We start from the raw sequence: 12,783 nt of genomic DNA on the forward strand, positions 1-12,783 counted from the left end.
GAGCGGCGCTGCCCTTCTACAGACGGGCGTCTGTTCCCATGTTGCGGGCGATCAAGGGTGTAGGAGGTTGAAAGATGGGCGGATTATCGGATTGGCTTGCGGACGCACAGCCGATCAATCGCAAGAATGCTGCGGAAGTTGTGTTCGATGATATCCGTTCGGCGATTACCTCAGGGCAGCTTGCGGTTGGAACCCGGCTGCCGTCGGAGGCTCATCTGGCGGTACGATATGGTGTCAGCCGGCCGATCGTCCGCGAGGCGCTGCGCTCTCTCCAGACTTTGGGTTTGACCCAGACCCGCACCGGAAGCGGCACCTATGTCATGACGGGAACGCCTCCATCCGAATTGAGTTATGGGGCCTATTCCGCCCGCGATCTGATCGAGGCACGCCCCTTCATCGAAGTGCCGGCGGCCGGGTGGGCGGCGCTGCGGCGCACGGATGCGCAATTGGGGATATTGCTGGAACTATGCGACCGGATGGAAGCCGAAGAGAGGCCGCATCCCTGGGTGCTGCTGGACGGGCAATTCCATTGCGCGATCGCGGAAGCCTCGGCAAACGCTTTGTTTGCCAAGGTCGTGGCCGATGCCCGCGAGGCACTTTCCCAGCAGTCCGAAATGGTGAACCTGATGGCGGGCCGTCGCGTCGCGTCGAATTTAGAGCACCGCCGGATCGTTGAGGCGATCCGACGGGGTTCCGCGCCTGAGGCGCGCGAGGCGATGGAGCTTCACCTGGGGCAGGTGAAGCAGGTGGTGACGACGATCATTGGAGAAGATCGGGTTCGCCAGCCATAAGGGTAGGCAGATTGGCGAGGTGGCGGGGGCTAAGCGCCTGCTGGAGTTGCGCCTCCGTCAGATATCCGCGCTCCAGAACCACCTGCGGCACGGTGCGTCCGCTGGCAAGCGCTTCCTTCGCGACTTCGGTCGCCGCGTAATAGCCGATGATCGGATTGAGCGCGGTTGCCAGCCCGATCGATTCTTCAACACGCTGCGCCATGATTGCGGGATTGGCGACGATGCCATCGACACAACGTTCCGCCAAAGTCCGGCAGGCCGCGCTCAGCTGGCTGATGCTCTGGGAAAGGGCGCGCACGATGATCGGCTCGAAGGCGTTCAGCTGAAGCTGTCCGGCTTCGGCGGCCATGGTGATGGTGATGTCGTTGCCGATCACGGCATAGGCCACCTGGTTGACCACTTCGGGAATGACCGGATTGATCTTGCCCGGCATGATGCTGGAGCCCGCCTGAACGGATGGCAGGGTGATCTCGCCGATGCCAGCGCGTGGGCCGGAAGAGAGCAGGCGCAGGTCGTTGCAGGTTTTCGACAGTTTGACGGCGACGCGTTTCAACACGCCGGACAGATGCACGAAAGCGCCGGGATCCTGCGTCGCTTCGATAAGATCGACCGCCGTCTCCAATGGTCGCCCGGTCAGTCGCGCCAGATGCTGGCAGGCGAGTGCCGCATAACCGCGCGGTGCATTCAGCCCGGTGCCGATGGCGGTGGCGCCGAGATTGATCTCGTGCAGCAGAGCGACTGATTCGATGAGACGCGCCTGGTCTTCGCCCAGCATCACCACGAAGGTGCGGAACTCCTGGCCGAGCGTCATCGGCACGGCGTCCTGCAGCTGCGTGCGCCCCAGCTTGATGAAGCCGGAAAACTCCTGCGCCTTGCGGTCGAAGGCGTCTTTCAACACCCCCATGGAGGCCGCGAGATCGTCGATCGCCTCGATCAGCCCGACATTGATCGCTGTCGGATAGGCGTCGTTGGTCGACTGGCTGAGATTGACATGGTCGTTCGGGTGAAGGTGGGCATAGTCGCCCTTTTGGTGGCCAAGCAGTTCAAGCGCGCGGTTGGCGATGACCTCGTTGGCATTCATGTTGGTGGAGGTGCCGGCTCCGCCTTGGATCTCATCCACCACGAATTGCTCATGAAGCGCACCGGCGCGGATTTCCCGGCATGCCTTGACGATTGCCTCCATGCGCTCGCGGTCGAGCAGTCCCAGCTCGTGATTTGCGAGGGCCGCAGCTTCCTTCACATAGGCCAATCCCCTGATGAGATATGGGTTATGGCCGATGGTCACGCCCGTGATCTGAAAGTTTTCCACCGCACGCGCGGTATGTACGCCCCAATAAACATCTGCCGGAATTTCTTTCGTTCCGAGCAAATCCTGCTCCCTGCGCATCACGCCCACTTTTTCCTCCAATGGCTCAAAGCTTTATCTAAATCTGTAAAGCTGTCTTACAGATTTATTGACCTTAGACACTCCTTGTGCGGAGGTCAATAATGATCGTATGCCCTTGACGAACAGCTTTCTCTGCGATTATGAAAAGCGAAAATCTGTCATGCAGCTTTACAGCGTGCATGGGCATGCCGGCCACATTTCCAGCGAGGACCGTGCCAGTTCCTATTTTGATTTTCGGCGTTGCGCCGACTGCAAAGCAAATTCATTGGGAGGAGAAATATCAATGAAATCTGTGAAAACGGCGTCTGCCGAACGTGAGGTCTTCGTCGAAGAAGACCTCGGCTACCACAAGGCTCTCAAACCGCGCCAGATCCAGATGATCGCCATCGGCGGTGCGATCGGTACCGGGCTGTTCCTCGGCGCGGGTGGCCGGTTGGCGCAGGCGGGTCCTGCGCTGGTGTTTGTTTATGCGCTTTGCGGATTTTTCGCGTTTCTCGTTCTGCGCGCGCTCGGCGAGCTTATCATGCATCGCCCGAGTTCCGGTTCTTTCGTGTCCTATGCCCGCGAGTTCTACGGCGAAAAAATGGCTTTCGCTGCCGGCTGGATGTACTGGCTGAACTGGGCAATGACTTCGGTGGCGGACGTGACTGCGGTTGCGCTCTACATGAATTTCTTCAAGAATTATGTTCCCTGGCTGGCCGGTATCGACCAGTGGGTGTTCGCACTGACCGCACTTCTGGTCGTGCTGGCGATGAATATGCTTTCGGTGAAGGTGTTTGGCGAGCTTGAATTCTGGTTCAGCCTGATCAAGGTGCTGGCGCTTGCCGTTTTCCTCGTCGTCGGCGTTTATTTCGTCATCTTCGGCACGCCCATCGAAGGCCATGTTACCGGCTTCAGCATCATCACCGACAATGGCGGCTTCTTCCCGAACGGTATTCTTCCCGCCTTTGTCATCATTCAGGGCGTGGTGTTCGCTTATGCCTCGATCGAACTGATCGGCACGGCGGCTGGGGAAACCGAAGATCCGCGCAAGGTCATGCCCCGCGCCATCCGCGCCGTGGTCTTGCGCCTCGTGGTCTTTTATGTCGGCTCGGTGTTGCTGTTCACACTGCTTCTGCCCTATACCGCCTACAAGGCGGGTGAGAGCCCCTTCGTTACCTTTTTCGGTTCCATCGGTGTCCAGGGGGCGGATGTGATTATGAACCTCGTCGTTCTGACTGCCGTGTTGTCCTCGCTCAATGCCGGTCTTTATTCCACCGGCCGTATTCTCCACTCCATGGCGGTCTCCGGATCGGCCCCGGCGGCGCTTGCGAAGATGAACAAGGCCGGCGTGCCCTATGGCGGTATTGCGGTGACGGCCGCCGTCACCGTTCTCGGCGTGGCGCTGAACGCCGTCGTGCCGGCTGCTGCCTTCGAGATCGCACTTAATCTCTCGGCGCTCGGCATCATCTGCGCTTGGGCGGTCATCGTGCTCTGCCAGCTTAAACTGTGGCATCTTTCCCGCCGTGGCGAACTGGTTCGCCCGGATTTCCGCATGTTCGGTGCGCCTTACACCGGCATCCTCACGCTTGTTTTCCTGTTCGGCGTGTTGGTGCTGATGGCGTTTGACTATCCCGTCGGCTCGTGGACCATCGCTTCATTGCTGATCATCATCCCGGCGCTGGTCATCGGCTGGTACCTGCTGCGTGACCGTATCCACCGTCTGGCGGACGAGCGTGTGGCGGGTGCGGGAGCGTCGCGTTGAGCGGGCAGGATAAAACTCCACTGGTGGCGGTCATCGCCACCGGCGGTACCATCGCCAGCAGGCGCGGCGCCGATGGCGTCAGCACACCCAGCCTTTCAGGCGAGGACCTGCTGTCCTTGGTTCCGCAGGTCACCGCCCGGCTCAAACCGGTCGATCTGATGGCGAAGGATTCGTCCAGCCTGACATTGGCCGACATGCAGCGCATCAGCGATGCGGTGGGCGTGGAGCTCAACGATCCAGCTGTGGCGGGCGTCATCGTTCTGCATGGAACCGACGCCATGGAAGAATCCTCGCTGCTCGTGCATTTGCAGCACGTCATTACGAAGCCGGTTGTCTTTACCGGCGCGCAGTTTACAGCGGACCATCCGGATGCGGATGGGCCGGCCAATCTGGCGAAGGCCATAGAAACCGCGCTCGATCGGGAGAATGCCGCAAAAGGCGTTCTCCTGTCCTTCGGTGGTCGTTGTCTGCCGGCCTGGGGTCTCTACAAGCTTAGCGCGGACAAGGCGGATGCCTTCCGCTCCGCACGGCCGGTGGCTCGTGCCGCAGCGCTGAATCTTGCCGCTCCCGTCGCCGATCTGAGGATCGATATCGTTGCGATTTATCCCGGCTGCGACGCCGCGCATATCGAGGCGAGCCTGCAGGCCGGTACTGATGGCATCGTGCTTGCCGCACTTGGCTCTGGCAACGCCAATCCGGGCATTGCCGTGGCCGTGAAGCGCTGTGCTGAGCGCGGCGTTCCCGTCGTCGTTTCCAGCCGGGTGCCGGAAGGCCTGCTGGTGGCGAGTTACGGCGGCGGCGGCGGCGGTCACGATCTTGTCGTGGCGGGTGCCGTTCATTCCTCCACACTTAGGCCGGGACAGGCCCGCATTCTGCTGGCGGCGCTTTTAGCCAACAACAGCCCGGCGGGAACCATCCATTCCGCGTTCGGCGAGCCGCATTCTCATTAAGCAGCGGCAGCGATGCCCGCGCTGGCGGGCATCGAAATTCCTATAGGATTCCTATTTTATTCCATCTTCGCCCGTCTCGAACCTTTATGCGGTTCGGGTGCATTCTTCTGTGCGAGAAGGGATGGTGTTCCCTTCTTAAGCCAGAAAGAATGAAAAGCGACGTCCCACATGACGGCGCTTTTCTTCCTGTCCGGCTCCTCGGTTCAAAAGGGAGTCCCCATCGATGATGGACATTATTCTGATCGGCGCGGCCATGGTGTTTTTCGCACTCTGCTTTGCCTATACGCGCGCCTGCGACCGGCTTTAAGGGGAGGCTGCGATGATATTCGACTATGTTTTGAGCGGTGCTGTCACCGTCTTTGTCGCCGCCTATCTCACATATGCTCTCATTCGCCCCGAACGCTTCTGATCGGGAAGCGGCCGTTTGAGCGGCGGAGAAAACCGGTTCCGGATCCGTCGCTCTCTCTTTCTGTCTGAGCATCGTATTTTCCGAAAACCGCATGACACTTTTCGGTCCGATGCTTTATTGAAAGTTCAATACCATGACCCTCAATGGATGGTTTCAGGTCCTGCTTTTCTGCGGGATCGTTGTCGCGCTGGTGAAGCCGCTTGGCTTCTATATGGCGCGTGTCTTTAGCGGCGAACGCACCCTGCTTTCGCCGGTTCTCGTCCCCGTCGAGCGCGGCCTTTATGCCCTTGCCGGGACAAGCGAACGCGAAGAGCAGCACTGGACGACCTATGCGGTTTCCATGCTCCTCTTCAACCTCTTCGGTTTTGCCCTGCTTTATGCCCTGATGCGCTTTCAGGGCGCGCTGCCGTATAATCCGCAAGGGATGGCGGCAGTCGAGCCGGAGCTTTCCTTCAACACGGCAGTCAGCTTCGTCACCAACACCAACTGGCAGAACTATGGCGGCGAAAGCACCATGTCCTATCTGACCCAGATGGCCGGTTTCACTGTACAGAATTTCGTTTCCGCCGCGACCGGCATGGCGATTGCCATCGGGCTTATCCGCGCCTTCGCGCGTGCCTCCGGCAAGGCCATCGGCAATTTCTGGGTGGATATGGTCCGCGCGACGCTCTACGTGCTCTTGCCTATCTGCATCGTGCTGACCCTGGTTTACGTATGGCTCGGCGTGCCGCAGACGCTGGGCGCTTATGTGTCGGCGCAGACATTGGAAGGCGCGCGACAGACGATTGCTGTCGGCCCCGTCGCATCGCAGCTGGCGATCAAGATGCTCGGCACCAATGGTGGCGGCTTCTTCAACGCCAATTCCGCGCATCCGTTCGAGAACCCTGATGCCATCTCCAACATGATCCAGATGGTGTCGATCTTCGCGATCGGTGCTGCCTTCACCAACGTCTTTGGCCGTATGGTCGGCAATGCCCGTCAGGGCTGGGCGATCCTTGCCGCCATGGGCGTTCTGTTCATCGCCGGCGTTGCGGTCACCTACTGGGCTGAAGCGGCCGGAAATCCGCTGATGCACAGCTTCGGTCTTGCCGGCGGTAACATGGAAGGCAAGGAGGCTCGTTTCGGCGTGGCGCTCTCGTCGCTCTTTGCGGTCATCACCACTGCTGCATCCTGCGGCGCGGTCAACGCCATGCATGGCAGCTTCACGGCGCTCGGCGGTCTCATTCCGCTCATTAACATGCAGCTGGGCGAGGTGATCGTCGGCGGCGTCGGTGCGGGTTTCTACGGTATTCTCCTGTTCATCATCATCGCCATCTTCGTGGCGGGGCTGATGGTCGGGCGCACACCGGAATATCTCGGCAAGAAGATCGAAGCCAAGGAAATGAAGATGGCGGTTCTGGCCATTCTCTGCCTGCCGCTCGCCATGCTTGCCTTCACCGCCACGGCCACCATTCTGCCCTCGGCGGTCGCGTCGGTCGGCACGGCCGGACCGCACGGATTTTCCGAGATCCTCTATGCCTATACGTCGGCGGCTGCCAATAACGGTTCAGCCTTCGGCGGGCTTACGGGCAATACCCCCTGGTACAACATCACCCTTGGCCTTGCCATGTTGATGGGGCGTTTTCTGGTCATCATTCCCGCACTGGCGATTGCCGGTTCGCTGGTTGCCAAGAAGACGGTTCCGGCATCGGCCGGCACCTTCCCAACGGATGGTCCGCTCTTTGTCGGTCTGCTCGTCGGCACGATCCTCATCGTCGGCGGTCTTACTTTCCTGCCGGCTCTGGCGCTCGGTCCGGTCGTGGAACATCTGGTGATGGCCGCAGGTCAGGTTTTCTGAGGTGGCGCCATGACCAGAGACAATCCCCGACGCAACCGCATCCTTCCTGTCCGCACCGGTGCTCCTGTCAACAGGAGCGCCGGTCCCGGCGGCTGGTGCGCATCCAATCTCATTCTTGCGATGATGGCGGCTCTGTTCGCCGCCGTCTGCGCTCTCGAAGTTCTCACGGGCTGATCGACCCTCATCGGTCGCCCTGTTTCAAACACTGGAGCCTCTTCATGAGCCAGTCCAAACAAGCGAGCATCCTCGATTCTCGCATTCTCGTGCCGGCCATTGCCGACGCATTCAAAAAGCTCAATCCGCGCACCCTTGCGCGCAACCCGGTCATGTTCGTCGTGGCGACGGTATCGGTGCTGACGACCGTGCTGTTCATTCGCGATCTCATCATCGGCAGCGCAAATCTCGGTTTTTCCTTCCAGATCAATCTCTGGTTATGGTTCACCGTGCTGTTTGCCAATTTCGCCGAGGCCGTCGCCGAAGGGCGCGGCAAGGCGCAGGCGGATTCGCTGCGCAAAGCCCGCACGGAAACCCAGGCGAAACTTTTGACCGGCGATGATCGCAGCCAGTATAAGATGGTCGCGGGCACAAGTCTGAAGGTGAACGACGTCGTCCTGGTCGAGGCCGGAGATATCATTCCCTCCGACGGCGAGGTCATCGAAGGTGTTGCCTCCGTCAACGAGGCGGCGATAACCGGCGAATCCGCCCCCGTCATCCGCGAATCCGGCGGTGACCGCTCGGCCGTCACCGGCGGCACGCAGGTTCTGTCGGACTGGATAAGGGTTCGCATCACCGCCGCTGCCGGCTCCACCTTCCTCGACCGGATGATTTCGCTCGTCGAAGGCGCTGAACGCCAGAAGACGCCGAACGAGATCGCGCTCAACATTCTGCTCGCGGGCATGACGCTGATCTTCGTTCTGGCCACCGCGACCATTCCGAGTTTCGCGGCCTATGCCGGCGGCTCGATCCCGATCATCGTGCTGGTGGCGCTGTTCGTGACGCTTATCCCGACGACGATCGGTGCTCTTCTGTCGGCCATCGGCATTGCCGGCATGGACAGGCTGGTGCGCTTCAACGTGCTTGCCATGTCGGGCCGCGCCGTGGAAGCTGCCGGTGACGTCGATACGCTTCTGCTCGACAAGACCGGCACCATCACGCTCGGCAACCGGCAGGCAACCGAATTCCGCCCCGTCACCGGCGTGTCCGAACAGGATCTGGCCGATGCGGCGCAGCTTGCATCGCTTGCCGACGAAACACCGGAAGGCCGTTCCATCGTCGTTCTCGCGAAGGAAAAATACGGTATCCGCGCCCGCGACATGCAGAAACTGCACGCCACTTTCGTGCCCTTCACTGCCCAGACCCGCATGAGCGGGGTGGATTTCGAAGGCGCCTCCATTCGCAAAGGCGCTGTCGATGCGGTTCTTTCCTATGTCGATGGCGGCGTTGCGCAACACGGTAATGCGGCGCTTGCCGTTAAAAACGAAACGGATGCCACGCGCGACATCCGCATGATTGCGGAAGAGATCGCCAAGACCGGCGGCACACCGCTCGCCGTCGTGCGGGACGGAAAGCTGCTCGGCGTCGTGCAGCTGAAAGACATCGTCAAGGGCGGCATTCGCGAGCGCTTCGCGGAGCTTCGCCGCATGGGCATTCGCACGGTGATGATCACCGGCGACAATCCGATGACGGCTGCCGCCATTGCGGCCGAGGCCGGTGTGGACGATTTCCTCGCCCAGGCGACGCCGGAAAACAAGCTGGACCTCATCCGCGAGGAACAGGCCAAGGGCAAACTCGTTGCCATGTGCGGCGATGGCACGAACGACGCTCCGGCGCTGGCGCAGGCGGATGTCGGCGTTGCCATGAACACCGGCACCGTCGCGGCGCGTGAAGCCGGTAATATGATCGATCTCGACAGCGACCCGACCAAACTCATCGAGATCGTCGAAATCGGCAAGCAATTGCTGATGACCCGCGGCGCGCTGACCACATTCTCCATCGCCAACGACATCGCCAAATATTTCGCCATCATCCCGGCGATGTTTTTGACCCTCTATCCGCAACTTGGCGTGCTGAACGTCATGGGCCTTTCGACGCCGCAAAGCGCGATCCTCTCCGCCATCATCTTCAACGCGCTCATCATCGTCGCACTCATCCCGCTATCACTGAAGGGCGTCAAATATCGCCCTATCGGTGCCGGGGCGCTGCTGTCGCGCAATCTGGTCATCTATGGTTTCGGCGGCATCATCGTGCCCTTCATCGGTATCAAGGCCATCGACCTTGCCATCACGGCGCTCGGTCTCGTCTGAGGAGTAAAGAAAATGTTGAAACAGCTACGTCCGGCACTGGTCTTGATCCTCGCCACCACCGTCATCACCGGCCTTGCCTATCCTCTGGGCATGACGGGCCTCGCGCAGGCGATCTTTCCCTTTCAGGCAAATGGCAGCCTCGTCAAAAAGGGCGGCACCGTTATCGGGTCGCAATTGATCGGGCAGTCCTTCACCGGCGAAAAGTATTTCCATGGCAGACCCTCCGCCGCCGGTGACGGCTACAATGCCGCTTCGTCTTCCGGCTCCAACCTCGGGCCGACGAGCGCCAAGCTCATCGACCGGGTGAAGCATGACTACGAGGCTGCAAAGGCCGAAAATCCCGTAGCCGAGGTTCCTGCCGATCTTGTGACGGCGTCCGGCAGCGGTCTCGATCCGCATGTTTCGCCGCAGGCCGCCTATTTTCAGGTGTCGCGCGTCGCCAGGGCAAGGGGCATTGATGAGGCGTCGCTGCGCGCCATCGTTGACGCCCATGTCGAGGGACCGGAACTCGGTTTCATGGGCGAACCCGTCGTAAACGTGCTGGCGCTCAACATGGCCCTTGACGCGGCCGGCTCGTAAACTGAAATGGCTATGGCGTTTTTCAAGAAGCGCCATAGCCCTGACGACTGGTGATCGGTTCCATGCCTGACGATAATCGCGATATGCCGAGCAGACCGTCGCCGGATGCGCTGCTGGAAAACGCCCGGCGCGAAGCGCGCGGCCGGCTGAAGATCTTTCTGGGCGCAGCGCCTGGTGTCGGCAAAACCTATGAAATGCTGATGTCCGGCCGGGCAAAGCTTGCGGATGGCGTTGACACCATTATCGGTGTCGTGGAAACGCATGGCCGCAAGGAAACCGAAATGCTGGTGCAGGGCTTCGAAATCATTGCGCGCAGGCGCATCGATTATCGCGGTCAGGTGCTGGAAGAGATGGACCTCGACGCCATTCTCGCTCGCCGCCCCTCTCTGGTTCTGGTCGATGAACTCGCACATACCAATGCCGCCGGTAGCCGCCATCCCAAGCGCTATATGGATGTTCAGGAAATTCTGGCGCAGGGCATCGACGTCTATACGACGCTGAACATCCAGCATGTCGAAAGCCTCAATGATGTGGTGGCGCAGATCACCCGTATCCGCGTGCGGGAAACGGTGCCGGACAGCATCATCGACCGTGCCGACGATGTCGAAATCATCGATATTACCCCCGACGATCTGATAAAGCGCCTGCAGGACGGCAAGGTCTATATGCCCCGCACCGCGCGGCGCGCCATCGAGAACTATTTTTCGCGCGGCAATCTGACGGCGCTGCGTGAGCTTGCGCTGCGGCGCACCGCCCAGCGGGTCGACGAGCAATTGCTCAACCACATGCAGTCACATGCCATTTCTGGCCCATGGGCTGCGGGAGACAGGGTGCTGGTCTGTCTCGACCATGGCGGCAACGGCCCCGGCCTGGTGCGTTATGCCCGAAGGCAGGCGGATCGCCTGCGCGCGCCATGGACGGCGCTGCATCTGGATACGCCCCGCTCGCAGCAATTATCGGAAGCGGACAAGGACCGGTTGGCCAGCACCATGCGGCTTGCCCAGCAGCTCGGCGGCGAGACCGTGACCTTGCCCGCGCTCGACCTGACGCGCGAAATCATCTCCTATGCCAATGCCAACAATTTCACCCACATCATCATCGGCCGCCCAAGAAAATCGTGGTGGCAGCGGATCTTGCAGCGTTCTTTGACGCATGATCTGATCGACCACGCCGGCGACATCAGCGTGCATGTCATTTCCGGCGACAAGAGCGAGGAAAAGCCGGCGCAGAGTGCAAAGCTTGCGTCGCCGCCGTCGCGCCGGTCCCTGCGGGCTTATCTCAACAGCACCCTGTTCGTCGGACTGGCGATCGTGGCCGGCATCGTGCTCGATCAGACGCTCGACGTTCAAAATCTGGCGCTCGTCTTCCTGATGGCGGTTCTGGCCGCCGCCGTGCGCGGTGGGTTGGGGCCGGCGCTTTATGCCTCGGTGCTCGGCGCTGTTGCGTTCAACTTCTTCTTTCTGGAGCCGCGCTACACGCTGACGGTGAGCGCGCCGGATAGTGTCGTTGCCCTGCTGTTTTATTTCGGCGTGGCGTTGGTAGCCTCCAATCTGACGGTCGCCGTGCAGCGGCAGGCGGCGTCCGCGCGGGCAAGGGCGCGAATTACCGAGGACCTGTATCTTTTTTCCAAAAAGCTGGCTGGCACCGGCACGTTGGACGACGTGTTGTGGGCAACCGCTTTCCAGATGGCTTCGATGCTGAATGTCCGGGTCGTTCTGCTGCTGCCGGAAAACAATACGATAGCGGTCAAGGCAGGTTATCCCCCGGATGATACGCTGGTGGATGCGGATATTGCGGCTGCCCAATGGGCCTGGGAACACGACAAAGCCGCGGGCCGGGGCGCCGACACTCTTCCTGGCGCCAAGCGTCTTTATCTGCCGCTGCGCACCGGCAGCGGTGCTGTGGGTGTCGTGGGGCTGGACGACGACCGGCTCGGCCCGCTTCTCACGCCGGAGCAGCAGCGTATGTTCGATGCGCTGTCCGATCAGGCGGCACTCGCGATCGAGCGCATCCAGCTCGTCTCGGATGTCGACCGGGCGAAGCTGGCCGCAGAAACCGATAGGCTGCGCACGGCGCTTTTGACCTCCATATCCCATGATCTCAAGACGCCGCTCGCCGCTATTCTCGGCTCCGCAGGAACGCTCAAGGATTTTGCCGACGATATTCCACCCGACGCACGTACCGAGCTGCTTTCAACCATCGTCGAGGAATCCGAACGGCTGAACCGCTTCATCTCCAACCTGCTCGACATGACGCGGATCGGTTCGGGCGCGATGGAGCCGAATTACGGGTTGCATTTCGTCGGCGATATGATCGGGACAGCACTTTCACGCGCGGCAAAAATCATTGTGAGGCACGAGATCGCTCTGGATATTCCCTCTGACCTGCCGATGCTGAAGGTCGATCCGGTGCTGTTCGAACAGGTGCTGTTCAATCTCATCGACAATGCAGCCAAATATGCGCCCGAACACACCGCAATTGACATTCGCGGGTGGCGGCTGGGCAGGCATGTCTTCCTGTCCGTTGCGGATGAGGGGCCGGGCATTCCCCCCGACGATACGCAGCGGGTTTTCGACAGTTTTTACAGGGTGCGCAAGACAGATCATGTGCAGGCCGGGACAGGTCTCGGGCTGTCCATCTGCAAGGGGTTCGTTGAGGCCATGGGCGGGTCGATCCGGGCGGAAAACAGGCCGGATCGCTCAGGCGCACAATTTACCATAAGCTTGCCGGTTCCCGCCGAGGCGCCTGTGCTAGATCATGATTAGGGCGCGATTCCAGACGAC

At 60.7% G+C, this 12,783-nt stretch carries 10 protein-coding genes; 9 read left to right on the forward strand and 1 reads right to left on the reverse strand.

The genetic code is table 11. The annotated features are described in order from the left end of the window. Positions 1–74 precede the first annotated feature (74 nt). Positions 75–791 carry a FadR/GntR family transcriptional regulator gene (locus tag QSK43_RS18130; RefSeq protein WP_332304619.1) on the forward strand — a complete coding sequence of 239 codons (717 nt, stop codon included), beginning with the start codon at positions 75–77 and terminating at the stop codon, positions 789–791. On the opposite strand, the gene QSK43_RS18135 is transcribed toward QSK43_RS18130, so the two are convergent. Continuing rightward, positions 760–2,178 (reverse strand): aspartate ammonia-lyase, encoded by a 1,419-nt coding sequence (locus tag QSK43_RS18135; RefSeq protein WP_332304752.1) that lies wholly within the window; start codon positions 2,176–2,178, stop codon positions 760–762. The two genes, QSK43_RS18130 and QSK43_RS18135, sit on opposite strands and share 32 nt — an antisense overlap. Before the next feature lie 283 nt (positions 2,179–2,461). On the opposite strand from QSK43_RS18135, the gene QSK43_RS18140 reads away from it, so the two are divergent. From QSK43_RS18140 to QSK43_RS18175, 8 genes are all read left to right on the forward strand, one after another. Beyond that, on the forward strand, positions 2,462–3,922 hold the full coding sequence (locus QSK43_RS18140; protein WP_045020844.1) for an amino acid permease: 1,461 nt from the start codon (positions 2,462–2,464) through the stop codon (positions 3,920–3,922). After that, positions 3,919–4,872: an asparaginase gene (locus QSK43_RS18145; RefSeq protein ID WP_332304620.1), complete on the forward strand. Its 954-nt coding sequence runs from the start codon at positions 3,919–3,921 to the stop codon at positions 4,870–4,872. The genes QSK43_RS18140 and QSK43_RS18145 overlap by 4 nt, the downstream gene beginning before the upstream one ends. A gap of 319 nt (positions 4,873–5,191) precedes the next feature. Continuing rightward, positions 5,192–5,281, forward strand: coding sequence for a K(+)-transporting ATPase subunit F (gene kdpF, locus QSK43_RS18150; RefSeq protein WP_006313429.1), 90 nt, complete (start codon positions 5,192–5,194; stop codon positions 5,279–5,281). A gap of 133 nt (positions 5,282–5,414) precedes the next feature. Continuing rightward, entirely contained in the window at positions 5,415–7,118 is a 1,704-nt protein-coding gene (gene kdpA, locus QSK43_RS18155; protein ID WP_332304621.1) for a potassium-transporting ATPase subunit KdpA, read from the forward strand. 9 nt (positions 7,119–7,127) lie between these two features. Continuing rightward, positions 7,128–7,292 (forward strand): hypothetical protein, encoded by a 165-nt coding sequence (locus QSK43_RS18160; RefSeq protein WP_332304622.1) that lies wholly within the window; start codon positions 7,128–7,130, stop codon positions 7,290–7,292. Between the two features lie 44 nt (positions 7,293–7,336). After that, a complete protein-coding gene (gene kdpB, locus QSK43_RS18165; RefSeq protein ID WP_332304623.1) occupies positions 7,337–9,421 on the forward strand; it encodes a potassium-transporting ATPase subunit KdpB in 2,085 nt (694 codons plus the stop codon). 12 nt (positions 9,422–9,433) lie between these two features. Further along, positions 9,434–10,000 carry a potassium-transporting ATPase subunit KdpC gene (gene kdpC / locus QSK43_RS18170; protein WP_332304624.1) on the forward strand — a complete coding sequence of 189 codons (567 nt, stop codon included), beginning with the start codon at positions 9,434–9,436 and terminating at the stop codon, positions 9,998–10,000. A gap of 62 nt (positions 10,001–10,062) precedes the next feature. Next, complete coding sequence (locus QSK43_RS18175) at positions 10,063–12,765, forward strand: sensor histidine kinase KdpD (protein WP_332304625.1); 2,703 nt, start codon at positions 10,063–10,065, stop codon at positions 12,763–12,765. The last annotated feature ends 18 nt before the right edge of the window (positions 12,766–12,783 follow it).

Origin of the sequence: Rhizobium sp. GR12 (assembly GCF_036596185.1) — a bacterium.
GTDB classification, from domain to species: domain Bacteria; phylum Pseudomonadota; class Alphaproteobacteria; order Rhizobiales; family Rhizobiaceae; genus Agrobacterium; species Agrobacterium nepotum.